Origin of the sequence: Nocardiopsis sp. NPDC006832, assembly GCF_040635885.1 — a bacterium.
Taxonomy (GTDB): Bacteria; Actinomycetota; Actinomycetes; order Streptosporangiales; family Streptosporangiaceae; genus Nocardiopsis.
Genome location: NZ_JBEYLC010000018.1, coordinates 1 through 17,086, shown reverse-complemented (window position 1 = coordinate 17,086; position 17,086 = coordinate 1). Strand labels below are relative to the sequence as shown.

The following is a 17,086-nucleotide window of genomic DNA, read 5'->3' as shown; positions in this document are numbered from 1 at the left end:
AGGCACCGATGGACGCCTTGCAACATCCGTCCCCCTTCTCCCCGGGAACGGCGGACGGCCTACTGACCTTCGCGCTGCGCCAGGCGCGTCCGGGGCAACTGGACATCGCACCCGAGGGCGACGGACGCACACCCGTCCCGGTGCGCCCCACCGGCCGAGCCGTCGACCTGCCCCGCGGCCTGCACCGGCTGTTGTCCGGGGCCGCCTACCCCAACGGGACGGTGCCGGAGGCCACACCGGTCCTCCGCCGCGTCCTGGGAACCATCGCCGCATCGGGACCACAGCGTTTCGAGGTCCGCAGCGCCGTCAACCCCCACCGCGCCTACCCTGCCTCCCATTGCTTCTACACCGCACAGGTCTTCCTGCTCACCGATGGCGCCGCGTGGCACTACGACGTGGCCGGTCACAGGCTCTGGCCGGTCGGGCCCGGCCCCGTCGGGGACCTGGAACGCGAACTCGACGGAACGGGCGGCGCGGCCCTGGCCGTGATCGTCCATGTGCCGAGCCTGCCCCTGCGCTACCGGGAACTGCGATGGGCGCTGAGCCTGTGCGAGGCCGGACACCTCACCGAACTGCTGGCCGAGGTCGGGCACGCCCACGGGCTCCCGGTACGCGAGTACCCGTGCGACGGAGAAGCCCTGTTCGAACGGCTCGGGCTGGACCCCGGCGACGGTTGGATACAGGTGGGCGTCGTCGGGCTCGGCACCCGATCCACACCGCCCGAGGGGGCCGCCGGGCCGGTCCGGGAACGGGGCCGCTCCGGTGTGGCGGCGAGCACGTCGAACTGGGCGGAGGTCCTGTTCGAACGGTCGGCCGGTCGGGCCAACAAGGGGTTCGGGGCAGCGCCCGGGCCACTGCCCGAAGGGGTGGCGGAGGCCATCGGTCCGGCGCTGGAACAAGCTCTTGGCCCTGCCCCCCGTACCCCGGACCGGGGCGGAGCGGACGTCCTCCTCCTGGCGCAGCGTGTCCCGGGACTGGACCCGGGTTGCTACCGGGTACGCCCCGGCCTGTCCCCCGAGCGGCTCGGCCCGGGCCCCGGGATGGAGGCCGTACAGCGGGCCTACAGCTACCCGCCCACCCAGATGGACGTCGCGGGCTGCCCAGCGGCCCTGCTGTTCGTCCACGACTTCGAGGCCCAGGTCGCGGTAGGCGGGGAACCCCTGATGCGCGAGGCCCAGCGGCAGTTGGGAGCGGCGGCCCAGGCCGTGGGGATGGCCATGACCGCGCTGGGGGTCTTCCTGCGCCCCGCACGGAGTTTCGACCCGGACCTGCTCGCGGCCGCGTTCGGCCTTCCAGAAGCACGGCTGCCGAGCTACCTCGCTCTGCTCGGTGTCAACCGCTACACCGACCTACTCCTGGATGTGCGCCCATGAACCAGTCGCTCGAAGCAACGGCGAGAGCCGAACGGGAACAGCGGGACGGCCCCCGGCTGTGGCGTGCCCTGTACGCCTACTGCCACCGGGGCCGCGCCGCGACCGACAGGCTCGTCGTGGAGGCGGTGGCGCCCACCGCCAAAGCCCTGCGGGAGCAGGGGCACGTGGACGGCTGGTTCTTCATCCGTTACTGGAAGGGCGGCCCGCACGTGCGGGTACGTCTCTGCGGGCACGACCCCGAACGGCTCGGCACGGCTCTGCAGGCCATGCGTGAAGCTCTGGAGACGTTCCTGGCGCACTCTCCGCCGCCCGAGGAGGAACTCGAACCGGCGAACTACTACCGCCGGTTCGGGGTGGAAGGAGAAGAGGCCGAGGCGCTGGGCTGGTACCCGGACGGCGCCGTACGCGAGGCGGTGTACGAACCCGAGGTGGAACGGTACGGCGGGCCGGCGGCCATGGGCCTGGCCGAAGAACTGTTCCAGGTCTCCAGTGACGTCGCCGCCGCTGCCATCGCCCGTACGGAGGGGGAGAAGGAACGGACCGGTGTGGCCCTGGACCTGTTGCTCGGTTTCGTCGGGGCGCTTTACGACCGGTCCGCCGACGGGGTCCGCTGGCTGCGCGAGTACACCATCATGTGGCGCTACCTGGACCAGGTGGTGGCGGCCCGCTCCTCCGACGTGCGGGCCGCGGCCGAAGCCACGTTCGTCGGTTCCGCCCCGGCGCTGCTCGGTCGGCACGCGGCGTTGGCCGAGCGGGCACCGGGCGGTTACCGGTACTGGTGGTCCGCGGTCACGGCGACCATGCGAGAGCTGCGCGGGCTCGAACGGACGGAGGGGTTGACCGCGGGGCCGGAGGCGGTCATGGTCTCCCAACTGCACATGCTGGCCAACAGGTTGGGGCTCACGGCCTCGGACGAGGTCTACCTTGCGTGGCTGGCGTCCTTCGTCCTGTCGGCGCCCGGCCAGGCAGCACCGTCCTACTTCGACGACGACGCGGCAGCGGCTGACCGGGCTTACCACGAGTACAGCAAGTTCCGTCCCTCCGCCTTCCCCGCCCAGCGACCGAGGCCGGGCCGGCCGATCGTTCGGACGCTGGAATTCGCGAGTGACGAACCCCTTGAGCTGCCCCGGCCCGACCCGGACGCCCTGGCGTGCCCGCTGGCCGAAGCCATGGCCGGACGCCGCAGCGCCAGGGGCGGGTTGTCCGGCGAGGTCACCATCGAACAGTTGTCGACGCTCCTCGCCTTCGGCGCCGGGATCGTCGGCTCGGAGCCGTTCGAGGCCGGCGGCGAGACCATGCGGCGCGGCGTACGGGCCGCACCGAGCGCGGGGATGGCCTACCCGCTGATCCTCCGGGTCGTCCCGTTCGCGGTGCCGGGGCTGCGCCCCGTCCTGTACGAGTACCTGCCGGAACGGCACTCGGTCCAGCAGGTGGGCGGACCCGTGGACAAGGACGCCCTCAGCCGTTGTTCGCCGTTCTTCGAGGGTGACAGGCCCCGGATCGACGTGGCACGGACCCCGCTGCTGCTGTTCGTCGGGGCCGACCTGGGAGGTCTGAGGCAGCGGTACGGCCTGCGCGCCCACCGCTTCGCGATGCTCGAGATCGGCCACATCGCCCAGACGCTCCTGTTGGCCGGTACCGCTCTCGGGCTCGCCTCGGTGCCGGTGGGCGGTTTCTACGACGACGCGGCGGCTGAACTCGCCCACCTGGACGGCTACGACGAAGTCCTCGGTTACCTGATCCCGGTCGCGGGCCGGGCAGGTACCGATGTTCCGCCCCTTGACGCAGGAGGTCCGCTCACATGACCCAGCGAACGAACGGAAGGCCGGACCCGGAACCCGGGCCGGCGATGCTCCTGAGGGGGGTGTCGAAGAAGTACGGAGAACTCAGGGCCCTGAACAGTCTCGATTTCGAGGTCGGCCGGGGGGAGGTCTTCGGCCTCCTCGGCCCCAACGGCGCCGGGAAGACCACGCTCGTGGAGATCCTCGAGGGCCATATCGCGCCCACCACTGGGACCGTGGAGGTCCTCGGCATGGACCCGATGAAGGCCGGTGCCTCCGTGCGCGACCGCCTCGGCGTGGTGCCGCAGAAGGCGAGTTTCGAGCTCTATCTGACGGTGCGTGAACACATCGCGCTGTTCGGCGGCTATTACAGCCGTTCCTATCCCGTCGACGAAGTGATCGAGCTCGTGGGCCTGGAAGCCAAGCGCAACACCAGGACGGGGCGGCTCTCCGGCGGTCAGCAACGGCGGCTCGACCTGGCCCTGGCCCTGGTGGGCGATCCCGACGTCGTCTTCCTCGACGAACCGACCACGGGCCTGGACATCGAGGCACGGGATCGGTGCTGGGAGACGGTGGGCGCACTGCGTGCGGTAGGCAAGACGGTTCTCATCACCACGCACAACATGGACGAGGCCCAGCGCCTCTGCGACCGCGTCGCGGTGCTCCACGAGGGGAACGTCGCCGCTATCGGAGAGCCCCAGGCGCTCCTTCCGGACGAGCGCGGCGGAACAATCTCCTACCGCGACGGCGGTGCGGGGACCAGCGCACTGCCGCCCGAACTGGCCCAGCGTGCCCGTGAGACCGCCGGGCGGGTGCTGCTGCACACCACCGAGATGACCAGGGACCTCAACGAGCTGACCCAGTGGGCGGTCCGCAGCGGAGTGGAACTGCCCGACCTCCAAGTGCGCCGCCCCGAACTCGAAGAGCTCTACCTGTCCATCCTGGCCGACCGGGAGCGGAGCACCCAACGGAACGGAGTCCTCTCGTGAGCGCACCGACCACCCCTGCGGTGACCCTGCCGTCGCCGGTCCCCAACCACCGGACCGGTAAGATCCGCCTCCTGCTGCACGACATGCGTTTCGGGCTCATCACCGCCGGGCGCACCCCGTTCCCGCTGCTCATCGCGCTGTTCTTCCCCCTGTTCTTCAACGTCATGTTCAACCTGCTCCAGTCGGGGGAGACGGTCGGCGGGACGGCGGCGGTTCAGAGCACCACCGCGGCGATCATCGTCTTCATCATCACCGCGGCCGGGTACTTCAACATGGCCACGGGGATCGTTATCGCGCGTGAGAAGGGCGTACTCAAACGTGTGCGCCAGACCCCCATGCCGAAGGTGCTGCACATGGGTAGCCGCATCGGGGGCTCGGTCCTCCTGAGCGGAGCCTCCATCGTGATCATGCTCGCGGTCTCCCTGCTGGCGTTCGGCCTCGAACTCCGGCCCGCCGCGCTGCCGAGCCTGGTCATCGTCTTCCTCCTCGGCAGCGTCGCCTCGTGCGCGATGGGCCTGGCGGTGACCAGGCTGATCCCGAGCGTGGAAGCGGCTCTGATGGTTTCGACCGCGACGTTGTTCCCGCTGCTGTTCGTCTCCGGGGTCTTCTTCCCCTTGCCCCTGCCCGGCCCCGTGCAGACCGTCGTCGACCTGCTGCCGTTCGCGCCGATGGTCGAGGCCACACGTACGGCGCTGGACCCCGCGGCAACCGGGCTCGCCCTCGACCTACCGAGCCTGGCGATCATCGCGGTCTGGGGGGCGGCGGCGATCCTTGCCGCTCTGAAGACCATGCCCTGGGAGCCCCAGAACTGAAGTCCGGAGGGGCCCTTCGCGGGCCCGACCGGACCCGGTGCGATGCAGGACACGCCAGGAGAGGAAGACGGGGATCATGTCGTTCGAGTCGGTGAGCGCCGTCGCCGGGATGGTGACCCAAGCGGTGCTCTGGCCCGTGGCCCGGTTGTTCGAGCCTCTGCCGGGAGGTCTTGCCTGGGGCTGGTCGGTACTGGTCACGGGGGCCCTGTGGCGAGTGCTCACCTGGCCGTTCCTCGTGCGTTCGGCCAGGGCACGGATCACCCGGCAGTACGTCGCCCCGGTCATCACCGGGGGGAGGGACCCCCGCGACCGGGACGTGCGCGCGGAGGTCGCATCGGGGGTCCGGGCCGAACTCGACCTGCTCGGGCTGCGGAGCAGGGCGGCCACGGCCGCAGGGGTCGTACAGGCGCTGCTCGTGGTGAGTATCGCGGTGTGGAGTCGTACCGGCGAAGCCGCCGGGGGCGCCTCCTTCTACGGTTTGCCGAGTCTGGCCGCATCGCCCGTCACGCTCGGTCCGGGCGGATGGGCGTGGGCGCTGTGCCTGGCCGTCGCGGCCACGGCCACAGGCGTGGCGGTGATGAGGGCGGCCGGGGTCACCGACCGCCGACAGCGGTTCCTCACCACTCGGATCTCTCCGGTCGTCTTCTTTTCGCTCGGCCTGTTCCTCCCCGCGGCCATGGTGCTGCCCTTCGCCGGAACCATGGTGCTCAACCTGGCCGCCGCGCTCGTGGCGACCAGGGGCGAAGAACCGATCGTGAGCTCCTCGTTCTGGGAACGCCCCCGCGGCGTCCCGGAAGGGGGTGCGACATGAGCAGGGTGGGAAGACTCCTCGTGGCGAGGCTGCGTCGCGACGATTCGGCCGGCGTGTCCTTCGCCGCCGACCTGGACACGGCTGAGGCGTGCGCGCGGGCCGCCGTCTCGGGAGCCCCGGTCCGTCTGCTCCTGACCCGTCCGGTCGGCACGATCGACGAGTGGGCGGCGGCGATGCTCCGGCAACGGCCCCGAGCCGTTGCCCTGTTCGCCGACGCTCGGACGCACGAGGCCGCCGCCCAGACGGCGGCGCGGTTGGCCGGTTCGGGCGTTTCCGTGACCACGGGGACGGTCGATGCGTCGGCCGGTCACGTCGTACGTGGGAGCGGAGAGGGGGCCGATGAACTCTTCGCGCACGGGACGGCCCCTGCCTCCCCCTACCGACACGGGGTCGTCCCGGTCCGGCTGGCAGAGACGGTCGGGGTGCGGGTGCGCGCCGAAGCGTCGGGCCTTCGCCCGATTGAGGAGGTCGTAGCGGACCTGGACCACATCGCCGGACGCGCGACCGCCCCCATGTCCGTGCCGCTCATCGGTGGGCAGGGGGCCGACCTGGGCGGAGGTGACCTGGCCCGGGCCCTCACCTCGGGTCTGCGCCGGTTCGCCCGGCGCGGTGTCACCGTCGAGCCCCGGCTGTCGGCCACCGCTTTCGACGGCCCGTCGGCCCGCGACCTGGCCGGGGTCGGGTTCCGGAACATCACGCTGACCTTCTCCCCCGGCGCCGGGGCCGTGCAAAAGGTGCGCGGGGCGCTCTCCTCCTGCGCGGCGTACGGGCTCCTCCCCAGGATCGTGATCCTCGTGCCCGAGGGCGAAGAACCCCGTGCGGCCCCCGGCGTGGCCGAACTCCTGAGGGCCGTGCCCGACGCCGACGTAGCCACCGACCTCGTGGGGCTCCGGCGCTTGGCGGGCGCGGGGGCGTTGGCCGGGGTGTCCCCGTGGAGTTCGGCGGTGGTCCGGTTACGCCGCCGTCGCCGTGAGGACGCGGCAGGGGTACGCCGGTCCCACACCGGCAGGTACCACCGGGCCCCCGTCACCGCCGCGCCGCACCACCTGTGGTGGGAACACCGCCGGCCCCCGTCGGAACACCGGGCGTGGATCGGGTCGGCGGTCGCCTCGGGCGGTTCCGTGGTGGTGCCCGGAGGCAGCACCGAGACGACCGCCGCCCACGTGCCAGTGGTCGCCGCACCGTCCGCCGTGGTCGCGTACGCGAAGGCCGAGCGGCCCTTGCGTGCGGGGCACCTCCTGCACATCGGGTCCCCCGCCGACGCGGATGACCTGCTCACGGACGCGGAACTCGCGTGGCGGGAAGGCGCGCTCGGCGTCCGGCTCTTCCAGCCCGAGGTGCAGATCTCGGGTTTGTGCCGGGTCGGTGCCGGCCCGTGCGCGGGTGCCGCGGGGCTGAGGCTCTTCGTCGACCCGGACGGCCTGGTGCGTACGGGCTCCGGTGGTCCCGTGGTCGGCACCGTCGGTGACGATCCCGCCCGACTGCGCGCCGCCGTTCGCGCCATCGCCCCGCAGGAGGACCAGGGCCGGGACGACGGATGCCGTTGTCGTCCGGCGGGGTGGCCCGCACGGAGGGACCCCGTTCCCCCTTGGCTGGACCGGGTGCTAGGCGCCGCGGCGGCCGTGACCGCGCTCAGCGGCGAGTTCCCCGAACTCGCCCGCGGCGGCATGGGCGGACTGCGGATCAGCGGCTGCGGCGGGCCGATCACGCACACGGCGGACTCCGCCCACCGGTGGAGTAACGGGGCGGTGCTGCTCCGCCACCGGGCCACTTTTTACCTGTACGCGGGCGACACCGGGCGCTGCCACCGGGTCTCTCCGTCCCTCGCCCTGCTCACCGAGGTGAGGTGGGACCTGGGGGAAGCGGCCCGCGAACACCTCGTCCGACAGCACGGACTCGGCCGGGCCGACGCCGATGAGGCCTTGCGGCGGAGCGGGCAGGCCCTGCACGGACTCGTCGGTCCGGACATGCCCGATGCGATGAGGAGAGCGACATGACACACACGGTGGGAACCGACCCGGCTGATTACCCCTTGTGGCACCCGATGACGCAGATGCACGGATACCTCAGGGCCCCGGTGACGATCACGGGCGGCCACGGCTCGTGGGTCACGGACGACAGTGGACAGGAGTACGTCAGCGGCAACGCCGGACTGTGGAACATGCACTGCGGGTACGACGAGCCGCGCATAGCCGATGCCCTCAGGGAACAACTCGACCGCCTCGCTTACGGCACGCTCTTTCGCTACGGGAACGACCCGGCGCTCCTATTCGCGCGTCGGTTGGTGGAGATCGCCCCGGCCCCCGACCTGACCCGTGTCTACTACGGGACCTCGGGTGCGAGCGGGGTGGACGCCGCACTCAAACTGGCCCGCCGGTACCAGAGGTTGATCGGACGGTCGGCCCGCCGGACCGTCGCGGCCCTGGCCGACTCCTACCACGGCACCCTCTACGGCCCCGCGTCCGTCACCGGTGAAGACCTCGAACAAGAGGAGTACGGGGTCGACCGGTCCTCCGTCCTGCACGTGCCCACCCCGGTGGACGCCGCCGGTGCGGCCGCCTCGTTGGAAAGGCTCACAGCCGAGAGTGACAGCCTGGCCGCCGTCATTGTGGAGCCGATCCTCGGCTCGGCCGGTGTCGTCGTCCCCCACGCCGACTTCTTCCGAGGGCTGACGGAGCTGTGCCGTACCCACGACATCTGCCTCATCGCCGACGAAGTGGCCACAGGGTTCGGCCGTACGGGCCGAATGTTCGCCTCGGAGTGGTTCGGCCTCTCCCCGGACCTGCTCGTGATGTCCAAGGGCATCAACAGCGGTTACCTCCCCATGTCGGCCGTCCTCGTCCACGAACGGGTGTGGGCCGCCTTCCACGACAGCGGAACCTCGTTCCTGAACGGTGAGACCCAGGCCGGCAACCCGTTGGCCTGCGCCGCGGCCTTGGCCACCCTCGACGTGATCGAGGCCGACGGCCTGGTGGAGCGGTCCCTGCGCACGGGCGAGGACCTGGCCGCACGGCTGACCGCGCTCGCCCCCAGAGCCAGGGGGCAGGTCCGCAGGGTCACCGGTCGTGGCCTCATGATCGGTGTCCACTTGGAGGGAAGGTCTGGACCCATCACGATGGCCGAGACCAACGCCCTGGTCGAACGCTTCCGGTCCCTCGGCGTGCTCGTGCACCCTTCGCCGTTGGGGTTCAGCCTGTTCCCACCGCTCGTGATCGAGGACCAGGACATCGAGCTGGTCCTCGGGTCCGTCGGCCAAGTCTTCGACGAACTGGAACTGTGATGACGACCGCACCACAGCACACCGAAAGCCTTCGGAGCGCGGGCTCGGCCCGCCCCTTCACCTGGCGAGTGCCGACGAGATTACGTTTCGGTACGGGCGTCAGTGACGAGATAGGACCGGAAACGGCTGCGCTCGGCGGAACCCCCGCGATCGTCGTCGACGCCCGTTTCGGCGCCACCGAGCGCGGTACCGGACTCCTGTCGTCGATGTCGGTGCACACGGAGCCTCCCCTGGCGGTCGTCGACGTCACCGGCCCGCCCACGTTCGACAGTGTCGAACGTGCGGTGCGGGCGGTCGCCGGGGCCGGCAGCGACACCGTCGTGGGCATCGGCGGCGGCAGCGCGATGGATACCGCCAAACTGGCCGCCCTGATGGTGACCAACCCCTGGTTGCTCTCCCCCGAGCAGTGGTCGGCAGGGCCACTGCTCGACCTGGACGAGGCGCCGTCGGTGAATCCACGGCCCGCTCTGCCCACGCTCCTGATACCCACGACCGCCGCGACCGGCTCCGAGGCCAACGGCGTTGCCGCCCTCTCGCACGCGAAACGCAGGCGCCTCCTCGTCTCCGGGCATCTGCTGCCCAGCTGCGCTCTGATCGACCCCGACCTGACCTCCACCCTGACCGGGGCGGCTCTCGTCGAGGGCGGTGTCGAGACACTCGCCCGGATTCTGTGCCCCTACCTGGCCGGGGACGACGCCCTCGATGTCACGGACGGGCTCGCGGAGACGCTCATCGCGCGGTGCATGTCGGCCGTCGACCGGCTGTACCGCTCCCCGGAGGACGGCGCCGCCCGCGCCGAGTTGGCCTGGACGGTCACCGTCTCGGCCAGTCACCTGGCTGGGCTGGGGCGGGGGCGCTGGGCGCATGTGCTCTGGTACCTCCAAGACGCGGTGTGCACCGAGGCGGGAGTGCCCAAGGGAAGGGCCATGTCGGCACTGTTTCCCGCGTACCTGCGTGAGATCCGCTCAGAGAGCGGACTCGGTGCGCGTTTCGGTTCGTCGGCGCGTATGCGCCGGCTCGAATCGGTTCTGTCCCCTCTACTCGGCGCGGGCCCCGGATTGGAAGAGTCACTGCCCGGACGTCTGGGCACATGGGAGATGCCGCGCGGCCTGACGGACCTCGGTCTGAACGCTTCCGCGCCCGGACGGCTCGCCGCGCACGCCCATGAGGGGTGGAGCGGAACGGGTCGGCTCTCCGGTGTGGACCGTGCCGTACTCAAAGACTTCTACCGGAGCGCAGGCCGGGTCCCTTGACCCGTACCGGCTCCGAAAAACCGAAGGGAAAGGAGGTGATTGGGATGCAGAAGATGGAGATTGGTTTCGGCGACTTGGACCTGGAGGACCTGTCGTTCGATGCCGTTGAGGTTGCCACGGTGCGTGATGCTGTGGCGTTGCCGGAGACGGGTGCTTCGTCGGGTGCCAGCTCGTGTGACTCGTGCTCGTGCTGCGCGGTGACCTCGTGCTGCTCGTTGACTTCGACCTGATGGGTCGGGGTGTCGGGATCGTTTGTGGAGGGAGGTGATTGGGATGCAGAAGATGGAGATTGGTTTCGGCGACTTGGACCTGGAGGACCTGTCGTTCGATGCCGTTGAGGTTGCCACGGTGCGTGATGCTGTGGCGTTGCCGGAGACGGGTGCTTCGTCGGGTGCCAGCTCGTGTGACTCGTGCTCGTGCTGCGCGGCGACCTCGTGCTGCTCATTGACTTCGACCTGAGGTCACTGAGTGAAACGGTGGTTCCGGGACGGTGCAAGCGTCCCGGAACCACCTCCCTGTGATGGAACCACACCGTTGATCCACGCGGGCCACTACGCTCCGAAGTAAGCGCGGTGCGAGCCCGGTACCGCGTGGCGGCCCTCATGCGTGCACGAGAGACCGACCCCAGCGGCAACGAGGGAGCGGACACCATGACACCGGTGATTGCGGTTCACGTCGTGTCGGGACTACTGGCGGTCTTCGTTGGCGGAGCGGTCCTGTTGCTGCCCAAAGGCACCCGCCTGCACAGATACGCCGGCCGCACGTACGCCGCGGGCATGGTGACCATGCTGGTCAGCTCGTTCGGTATCGCATCGGCGGAGGACGCCTTCTTCGGGGTTTTCCACGCGGTGTCGATCGCCGCGACCCTCCTTTTGGCCGCCGGGCTCTCGCTGCCCGTCCTGCTGCGCGGGAAGGTCGGGAACTGGCTGCCGTGGCACCAGCGCCTGATGTCCACCTCGTACCTGACCCTGGTGCTGACGATGGTGGGGCAGTTCTTCGATTCGTTGCCGTTGCCGCACGTCGTCCTCAACATCGTCGTCTTCCTCCTGGCGCCGGCGGTGGTCGGCTTCACCCTGATCGTGCGCTCCGGGCAGCGGACCCCTTCGGTCCCCGGGCCGCGTCCGGGGACCGAAGTTCCGTAGGTCCGCGGGTCACGTGTAACGCTTCCCCTCGTCCCGCCGGTAGGCCCACACCGCGAGCGCAGCCGTCAGCACCGTCCACCCGATGAACGAGGGGGCCGCCCAGAACGAGACATCCTGGCCGGTCACCGCCCAGAGCACCATGTCGCGGACAGCTCGCGTGGGGAGTGCGATCGACGCCGAGTCGACCCAGCCGGGGAGCATCTCCGGAGGGAGGAAGAGCCCGCCCACGAACGCCATCGGGAACATGATCCCTTGGGCCACCGGCAGAGCGGCCTTCATCGGCATGGAGTAACCGATCGCGAGGCCGCCGAAGAGGAACGGCAAGGAGCACAGGAGCACGACCAGGAAACCGAGGATGAGCCGGCTCGGGCTCGCGGTGGCCTCCGTGAGGAGGGGCGCGATGATCAGCACCGGAATCACGGCCATGACGACGAAGGCCATTCCGTTCATGATCCTCCCGGACATCCGGGACATCGCCCCCACCGGGAGGGAACGCAGGAACGGCTCCCAGGAGCGGCTCCGCTCCTCAGCGACACCGACCCCGAAGTTCAGGAGGCAGGCGTTCATCACGGCGAAGACGGTTAGTTGGATCGTGGCTGCCGTGGCCGCGCCGGGGTCACCGGAGATGGCCTCGTTGGGCAGTACGAAGAAGAGCAGGAGGACGGCGGGGAAAGCGACGTTGAAGACCAGGGCGATGGGTACGCGCACAGTCTCCAGGAACAGGATTCGTGCGTGGTTGAGAGCGAGGGACATCTGGTTCTCCTACCGGTCGGTGGGGGCCGGCCCCTAGGCCGCAGCGCTCGTGGATCCGTCGATCTTCAGGAACGCGTCCTCCAAGGTAGGGCGGCGCACCTCCAAGTGCGTGAACTCGACCCCGCTGTGGATCAGTTCGCGGACGAATTGGTCGGAGTCGCCCGTGCGGATGGTGTGGAGGTCACCCGTCTGCTCGTGGTGCTCGATTCCGGGCAGCTCGGGGAGTCCGGGCGCTGTGAAACGGACCTCCTGCATCGTCACGGACGCCTTGATGGAGTCCAGGTCGCCGTCGGCGACGATCCCGCCCGCACCCAGCACCACGATCCGTTCGGCGAGCGCTTCGATCTCCTCCAGGTAGTGGCTGGTGAGCACGATGGTCCCGCCCTTGGCCGCGTGCTCGCGCACGCCTTCCCAGAGCGCTTTGCGCGCCTCCACGTCCAGGCCCGTGGTGGGCTCGTCCAGGAGCACCAGCCGGGGCCGTCCGATGAAGGCCAGCGCCACCGCGAGCCGACGCTGCTGCCCGCCGGACAAGCTTCCGGCCTGCCGTCGCTCCAGGTCACTCAGGCCGAACTGCTCCAATATCTCCCCGGAGGGGACGGGGGAGTGGTAGTGCCGAGCGACGAAATCGGTGAACTCGCGGACGCGCAGGGTGTCTGGCAACCCGGTCTGCTGCGGGGTCATGCCCAGGTGACGGCGCCGGGAGGCGTCGGTGGGCGAACCGCCGAACAGCTCCACCCGGCCCGTGGAGGGGCGGCGCAACCCCACCAGCAGGTGGAGCAGGGTGCTCTTGCCGGCACCGTTGGGCCCGAGGAGCCCCAACGTGGTTCCGGCGGCGACGTCCAGGTCGACGTGATCCAGGGCGACCGTCGAACCGTAGTACCGCGAAACATCGATCAGTCGTGCGAGGTGTTCCGTCATTCTGGTTTCCTCACTTCCGTGGTGTCTTCGGCCCAGGTCCGGTGCCGTCGAGCAGGTCGCGGAGCGTGTCCACGTATGCCTCCAGAGCTCGTCTGCCTGCCTTCGTCAGAGAGAGGTAGGTGACCGGTGCACGTTTGTGGTGGGTCTTGAGGACATCGACGTAGTTCGCGTCCTCCAGCTTGCGGATGTGGACCGACAAGTTCCCCGCGGTCATCCCGAGGAGCTGCTGCAAGCGTGAGAATTTCATCTGGTCCCCGTACGGGAGCTCTTGGAGCGAGACCATCACTCGTAGGCGTGCCTGCGCGTGGATCACGGGATCGAGTTCGGGCAACGAGTTCATGAGTGGACCCCGATCTTGCGGGCAGGTCGGCTACTGGGGCTTGTGGCCACGACGCCGGAAGAGGATGTGAAGGCCGGCGCCCACGAGGAAACCGCCGCCGCCGGCCAGCGACAGCACCAGGTAGGCCGTGGGCATGCCCGTCAGCATCGCCGTGGTGTCCGTGAAGACGATCCATGCTCCGAGCAGGAACTGGAGCCGCGCGCGTTCGAGCGCGGCCGAGGTCATGTAGACCAGCCCTACGACGAGTAGGGAGAGGGCGGGCAGGGAGAGGGCCGTGACGGATTCGGGGGCGCCGGCGCGAAAGAGTGCCAACGTGATCGTCAGCGCCCCGCCGAAGCCGAGCAGATAGGTCCAGCCGAGCATCGAGTTGGCCGTGGCGGAGACGCCGCGCAACCCTCGGGTCACACGCGAGGTGTGCGTGGCCGTGACGGTCAGAGCCATGAGGATGAGCGCGAAGAGGACGAGTCCCGCCACGACCGCCGGGACCGAGTCCAGTGCCGTGCGCTGGAGGTAGAGCCCCCCGAAGCCGAACAGGAACGCAGAGCCCCACACCCCGTAGATGAGCCGCCAGTCGAGTGAGAGCTCGTCGTTCGCCGCGGCCCGCTGCTGCTCGACCAGGGCCAAGGTTTCAGCGGGTGGGAGGAACTCACCTTCTTCCTCGTCGGGACCGGGCATCTCGGGACCGGACATGGTCTCGCCTCTTCGTTCGGTCGAGTTCAGAAGACAAACAACTTTATAACACAAACTAGTTGGTGGAACAATAGACAGGTCCGGTGCAGAAGTGTCGGAACAACGCAGAACACCAGGGGGTCAGCGGTGCAGACACCGGCGGGCCGTTCGTCCGGGATCCCGGATACCTCTCCGGTCAGCCGCGGAGCCGTACGTGTGGTTTCCGAGCACGGCGGTGCGGCCGGGGCGGGCGTGCCCGTTCAGGACGGCGCCTCCCGGCTCCGGGGGCGCCCCCGGAGCCGGGCCCGGGGCCAGAGGGTCCTGTCACCGGACCACTGAAGGCATCACGAGGGCGCCCCTTTGAACGGACCGCCCGGAGGCGGGGCAGGGTGGTGTGCCGGTCAGTGCGTGCCCTCGGGCCTGGGCGGCAGCGCCCGGGTTGCGGGCCGCAGTAGCGGTGTCTTCTCGTTCGTCCCGTCGGAACAGGAGCAGGTCGTGGCCAGGTAGCCGTTCTCGCAGGCATAGGTGTGCATCTGGGCCCTGGTGGTGAGCCCGAGCTTCTGCTTGAGCGCCGAGCGGACGGACTCGGTGGTCCTGTTGCTGATGTGCAGTCTCTGCGAGACCTCCGAGGTGGTGTGCCCGGTCGCGATGAACCGGAGCACATCGGTCTCACGTTCGGTGAGTTCGCAGGTCAGGCGCCTTTCGACCAGTTGGGTGCTGAGTCGGGGGTCGATATAGGTACCCCCGTTGGCGACGGTGCGCGCGGATTTGACGATTTCTTCAACATCGGCATCCTTCGTCATGAACCCACGAACTCCGCACTCCAGGGCGAGATGGAAGCTCTCCTGGATCCAATAGGCGGAGAATGCCATGACGGGTACGGTGCGCGAAGCGCTTCTAATGTCCGGCGAGACATCTTCTCCGGTGAATCGCATCTCTGTGACGAGGATGTTGAGCGGGCGTTCTCGGACGATATGCAATATCTGCTCGGGGTCGGCCTCCACTTCAGTGACAGTGAAACCACTGACCTGTTCGAATAAAGCCCGGAGTCCCAACCGCGTCAGAGTATGGTCCGCAGCTATCACTATTTTCGTGAGACATCGACCGTCGGTCTTACCGGCCGAACTTTTCGCAGAGTCCTTGTTTTCCTGTGTCCCAGCCATCGAGGGAAGGTTTGCCTGCGCTGTTTCCTCGAGGGGTGCGTAGAAAAGTTCTAATTTTTCGAACTCGTTGGATTGGGTGCCCATTTTTTGGCTCGTTTCCTACATGAATCGCAGCAGTGTAAAAAACATTTGCCTTCGGGGGCGCGAAGGCATGTGAGCCTTATTATCTCTGGTGAGGCGGTTGTCCTGTGCCGGAAAAATAGGTTGTTCTGACCGGTCTTCCTGGTACGCGGCCCGGTCGGGGTGTCTTATTTCTGTCGGTCGGCTTTCTTTTTATCGGGTGTCCGGGATAAGTGTCTGTGGCTGTTGCCGGTTATTGGGTTCGGTCTACCTGCATACCCCATGCTGATCCACCGGACCCGCCTCCGAGTCCTAGGTGTACAATCGTTATAAAAGGGACATTTCGCTACGCTGAATGACATTCATGTCTCCCAGCGTTAGAGCTCATCTCAAAAGCCCTGCGAGGTGGTGCTGAGCCTGGCATGATCACGTGCGGTGAGCGATGTGTTGCCCGACGGGCTCTGGGAGATCGTCCAACCCCTGCTGCCGCCGGCCCCGAAGACCGGCCGCCCTCGCGCCGACCAAAGAGCCGTGTTGACCACCGTGCTGTTCCTTCAGACATCGGGTTGTTCTTGGGAGAGGGCCGACGGGCTGTTCGGTATCACCCGTGCCACCGAGCACCGCTGGTTCCAGGCCTGGACCGAGATGGGCCTGTGTCCCACGATCCACCGCGCGGTTGTGGACGAGCCGGGTAGAAGGGCCCTGCTGGACTGGTCCCGCGCCACCGTCGACTCCCGGTCGATCCGCGCCAAGAGAGGCAAAACCTACTGACCGCGGCAAACCGGGCTCCAAGCTCCATCTGCTCTGCGACAACCAAGGATTGCCTCCGACCTGCGCGACCTCCGCGGCCAACGTCGACGACGCCGAAGCACTCAAACCCTTGGTACGGGGCATACCAGCGGTGCGCCCACGCAGAGGACCCCGCAGGCGACGCCGCCAAGCTCCACGGCGACAAGGCCTACCACTCCCGCGACCGGCGCCGCTGGCTGCGCGAACGCCCGATCGGCGTGCGCATCGCCCGCCCCGGCGTCGAGTCCTCCCAGCGGCTGGGCAGGCACCGGCACAAGGTCGAGCGCTCCATCGCCTGGCCGGGCTCCTACCGCAAACTGAACGTGCGCTGGGAGCGCAATGTTTCGTGCCGGGTGTGATGGAGGCTCTGGCATGAGCCACACCCAACCCGAAGAAGACAAGCGTCGTACCGTGCCGGGCCCGTTCCTGCCCGAGCGGGAGTTCTTCACCGAAGCCGCCGGCCCCGAGCTGCGCGAGCTCATCATCACCGACATGCGCGCTCTGGCGACCTTTCTGGAAGAACACCCGCAGTTGCCGATCAGCCCGCACACCAGTGTGGACGTGACCTACTTCCCCCACACCACGAACGACCAAGCGGCCCTGGCCGAGGTGGTCCAGGCCGGAGCGTATCTGGGGCGGATACCGGCTTGGGAAGGCGACCACTACCTGGTCGAACACGCCTGCGGTGCGGGCCGCTACCGGGTGGTGGCCATCCCTAAGAGCTCATCTCATTTGGTGAGTCTGCGGAAGCAAATCAATGTGCAGGCGATGCCGGCGAACGCGAGGAAGTGCTCAGCCTTGCGCTCGTAGCGACGATGGAGTCGGCGGCATCCGGCCAGCCAGGCCATGGTGCGCTCGACCTGCCAGCGGTGGCGCCCCAACCTCTTGGAGGACTCCACACCCTTGCGGGCCAGGCGATGGACGATTCCGCGTTCGCGGAGCCATCGGCGCAG

20 protein-coding genes and 1 pseudogene are annotated in these 17,086 nt (G+C 68.8%); 15 read left to right on the top strand and 6 right to left on the bottom strand.

What is annotated here, in order from left to right; translation table 11 throughout:
• Positions 1–8: 8 nt before the first annotated feature.
• The 11 genes from ABZ717_RS11190 to ABZ717_RS11140 all read left to right on the top strand — a co-directional run bounded on the left by ABZ717_RS11190 (position 9) and on the right by ABZ717_RS11140 (position 11,441).
• The gene (locus ABZ717_RS11190) at positions 9–1,373 is read left to right on the top strand and encodes a hypothetical protein (protein ID WP_358508288.1); all 1,365 of its coding nucleotides are present in this window, start codon (positions 9–11) and stop codon (positions 1,371–1,373) included.
• On the top strand, positions 1,370–3,178 hold the full coding sequence (locus ABZ717_RS11185; protein ID WP_358508287.1) for a thiopeptide-type bacteriocin biosynthesis protein: 1,809 nt from the start codon (positions 1,370–1,372) through the stop codon (positions 3,176–3,178). The genes ABZ717_RS11190 and ABZ717_RS11185 overlap by 4 nt, the downstream gene beginning before the upstream one ends.
• Positions 3,175–4,143, top strand: a complete 969-nt coding sequence (locus ABZ717_RS11180) for an ABC transporter ATP-binding protein (protein ID WP_358508286.1) — start codon at positions 3,175–3,177, stop codon at positions 4,141–4,143. The genes ABZ717_RS11185 and ABZ717_RS11180 overlap by 4 nt, the downstream gene beginning before the upstream one ends.
• The gene (locus ABZ717_RS11175; protein WP_358508284.1) at positions 4,140–4,955 is read left to right on the top strand and encodes an ABC transporter permease; all 816 of its coding nucleotides are present in this window, start codon (positions 4,140–4,142) and stop codon (positions 4,953–4,955) included. The genes ABZ717_RS11180 and ABZ717_RS11175 overlap by 4 nt, the downstream gene beginning before the upstream one ends.
• Positions 4,956–5,031: 76 nt before the next feature.
• The gene (locus ABZ717_RS11170; protein WP_358508282.1) at positions 5,032–5,766 is read left to right on the top strand and encodes a hypothetical protein; all 735 of its coding nucleotides are present in this window, start codon (positions 5,032–5,034) and stop codon (positions 5,764–5,766) included.
• On the top strand, positions 5,763–7,763 hold the full coding sequence (locus ABZ717_RS11165; RefSeq protein WP_358508280.1) for a hypothetical protein: 2,001 nt from the start codon (positions 5,763–5,765) through the stop codon (positions 7,761–7,763). The genes ABZ717_RS11170 and ABZ717_RS11165 overlap by 4 nt, the downstream gene beginning before the upstream one ends.
• Positions 7,760–9,046 (top strand): aminotransferase class III-fold pyridoxal phosphate-dependent enzyme, encoded by a 1,287-nt coding sequence (locus tag ABZ717_RS11160; RefSeq protein WP_358508278.1) that lies wholly within the window; start codon positions 7,760–7,762, stop codon positions 9,044–9,046. Before ABZ717_RS11165 ends, ABZ717_RS11160 begins: the two co-directional genes overlap by 4 nt.
• Positions 9,046–10,299 (top strand): iron-containing alcohol dehydrogenase, encoded by a 1,254-nt coding sequence (locus ABZ717_RS11155; protein ID WP_358508277.1) that lies wholly within the window; start codon positions 9,046–9,048, stop codon positions 10,297–10,299. Before ABZ717_RS11160 ends, ABZ717_RS11155 begins: the two co-directional genes overlap by 1 nt.
• 44 nt (positions 10,300–10,343) lie before the next feature.
• A complete protein-coding gene (locus tag ABZ717_RS11150; RefSeq protein ID WP_358508275.1) occupies positions 10,344–10,529 on the top strand; it encodes a thiazolylpeptide-type bacteriocin in 186 nt (61 codons plus the stop codon).
• A 43-nt stretch (positions 10,530–10,572) separates the two neighbouring features.
• Complete coding sequence (locus ABZ717_RS11145) at positions 10,573–10,758, top strand: thiazolylpeptide-type bacteriocin (protein WP_358508273.1); 186 nt, start codon at positions 10,573–10,575, stop codon at positions 10,756–10,758.
• Positions 10,759–10,958: 200 nt separating this feature from the next.
• Complete coding sequence (locus ABZ717_RS11140) at positions 10,959–11,441, top strand: hypothetical protein (protein WP_358508271.1); 483 nt, start codon at positions 10,959–10,961, stop codon at positions 11,439–11,441.
• A gap of 9 nt (positions 11,442–11,450) precedes the next feature.
• On the opposite strand, the gene ABZ717_RS11135 is transcribed toward ABZ717_RS11140, so the two are convergent.
• The 5 genes from ABZ717_RS11135 to ABZ717_RS11115 all read right to left on the bottom strand — a co-directional run bounded on the left by ABZ717_RS11135 (position 11,451) and on the right by ABZ717_RS11115 (position 15,284).
• A complete protein-coding gene (locus ABZ717_RS11135) occupies positions 11,451–12,194 on the bottom strand; it encodes an ABC transporter permease (protein ID WP_358508269.1) in 744 nt (247 codons plus the stop codon).
• 33 nt (positions 12,195–12,227) lie between these two features.
• Positions 12,228–13,112, bottom strand: a complete 885-nt coding sequence (locus ABZ717_RS11130) for an ABC transporter ATP-binding protein (RefSeq protein WP_358508267.1) — start codon at positions 13,110–13,112, stop codon at positions 12,228–12,230.
• Between the two features lie 10 nt (positions 13,113–13,122).
• Positions 13,123–13,452 (bottom strand): transcriptional regulator, encoded by a 330-nt coding sequence (locus ABZ717_RS11125; protein ID WP_358508265.1) that lies wholly within the window; start codon positions 13,450–13,452, stop codon positions 13,123–13,125.
• Positions 13,453–13,482: 30 nt separating this feature from the next.
• Positions 13,483–14,142, bottom strand: coding sequence for a hypothetical protein (locus ABZ717_RS11120; protein WP_358508263.1), 660 nt, complete (start codon positions 14,140–14,142; stop codon positions 13,483–13,485).
• A 380-nt stretch (positions 14,143–14,522) separates the two neighbouring features.
• On the bottom strand, positions 14,523–15,284 hold the full coding sequence (locus ABZ717_RS11115; protein WP_358508434.1) for a response regulator transcription factor: 762 nt from the start codon (positions 15,282–15,284) through the stop codon (positions 14,523–14,525).
• 495 nt (positions 15,285–15,779) lie between these two features.
• Between ABZ717_RS11115 and ABZ717_RS11110 the strand changes: the two genes are divergently transcribed.
• The 4 genes and pseudogenes from ABZ717_RS11110 to ABZ717_RS11095 all read left to right on the top strand — a co-directional run bounded on the left by ABZ717_RS11110 (position 15,780) and on the right by ABZ717_RS11095 (position 16,943).
• A complete protein-coding gene (locus tag ABZ717_RS11110) occupies positions 15,780–16,115 on the top strand; it encodes a transposase (RefSeq protein ID WP_358508261.1) in 336 nt (111 codons plus the stop codon).
• A gap of 28 nt (positions 16,116–16,143) precedes the next feature.
• Positions 16,144–16,188 (top strand): annotated as a pseudogene (locus ABZ717_RS11105) (hypothetical protein); the annotation flags it as partial.
• 163 nt (positions 16,189–16,351) lie between these two features.
• Positions 16,352–16,492: a hypothetical protein gene (locus ABZ717_RS11100; protein WP_358508442.1), complete on the top strand. Its 141-nt coding sequence runs from the start codon at positions 16,352–16,354 to the stop codon at positions 16,490–16,492.
• 13 nt (positions 16,493–16,505) lie between these two features.
• Complete coding sequence (locus ABZ717_RS11095) at positions 16,506–16,943, top strand: hypothetical protein (protein ID WP_358508259.1); 438 nt, start codon at positions 16,506–16,508, stop codon at positions 16,941–16,943.
• On the opposite strand, the gene ABZ717_RS11090 is transcribed toward ABZ717_RS11095, so the two are convergent.
• Positions 16,862–17,086 (bottom strand): transposase (locus tag ABZ717_RS11090; RefSeq protein ID WP_358508258.1); only part of this gene is annotated, 225 nt, incomplete at its 5' end. The genes ABZ717_RS11095 and ABZ717_RS11090 overlap by 82 nt on opposite strands.

Excerpts from the sequence above, each read along its gene's own strand:
- ABZ717_RS11150 (WP_358508275.1), top strand. The coding sequence starts at position 10,344 with ATGCAGAAGATGGAGATTGGTTTCGGCGACTTGGACCTGGAGGACCTG.
- ABZ717_RS11190 (WP_358508288.1), top strand. The coding sequence starts at position 9 with ATGGACGCCTTGCAACATCCGTCCCCCTTCTCCCCGGGAACGGCGGAC.
- ABZ717_RS11155 (WP_358508277.1), top strand. The coding sequence starts at position 9,046 with ATGACGACCGCACCACAGCACACCGAAAGCCTTCGGAGCGCGGGCTCG.
- ABZ717_RS11115 (WP_358508434.1), bottom strand. The coding sequence starts at position 15,284 with ATGGCTGGGACACAGGAAAACAAGGACTCTGCGAAAAGTTCGGCCGGT.
- ABZ717_RS11135 (WP_358508269.1), bottom strand. The coding sequence starts at position 12,194 with ATGTCCCTCGCTCTCAACCACGCACGAATCCTGTTCCTGGAGACTGTG.
- ABZ717_RS11125 (WP_358508265.1), bottom strand. The coding sequence starts at position 13,452 with ATGAACTCGTTGCCCGAACTCGATCCCGTGATCCACGCGCAGGCACGC.
- ABZ717_RS11130 (WP_358508267.1), bottom strand. The coding sequence starts at position 13,112 with ATGACGGAACACCTCGCACGACTGATCGATGTTTCGCGGTACTACGGT.
- ABZ717_RS11180 (WP_358508286.1), top strand. The coding sequence starts at position 3,175 with ATGACCCAGCGAACGAACGGAAGGCCGGACCCGGAACCCGGGCCGGCG.
- ABZ717_RS11095 (WP_358508259.1), top strand. The coding sequence starts at position 16,506 with ATGAGCCACACCCAACCCGAAGAAGACAAGCGTCGTACCGTGCCGGGC.
- ABZ717_RS11185 (WP_358508287.1), top strand. The coding sequence starts at position 1,370 with ATGAACCAGTCGCTCGAAGCAACGGCGAGAGCCGAACGGGAACAGCGG.
- ABZ717_RS11160 (WP_358508278.1), top strand. The coding sequence starts at position 7,760 with ATGACACACACGGTGGGAACCGACCCGGCTGATTACCCCTTGTGGCAC.
- ABZ717_RS11165 (WP_358508280.1), top strand. The coding sequence starts at position 5,763 with ATGAGCAGGGTGGGAAGACTCCTCGTGGCGAGGCTGCGTCGCGACGAT.
- ABZ717_RS11145 (WP_358508273.1), top strand. The coding sequence starts at position 10,573 with ATGCAGAAGATGGAGATTGGTTTCGGCGACTTGGACCTGGAGGACCTG.
- ABZ717_RS11120 (WP_358508263.1), bottom strand. The coding sequence starts at position 14,142 with ATGTCCGGTCCCGAGATGCCCGGTCCCGACGAGGAAGAAGGTGAGTTC.
- ABZ717_RS11170 (WP_358508282.1), top strand. The coding sequence starts at position 5,032 with ATGTCGTTCGAGTCGGTGAGCGCCGTCGCCGGGATGGTGACCCAAGCG.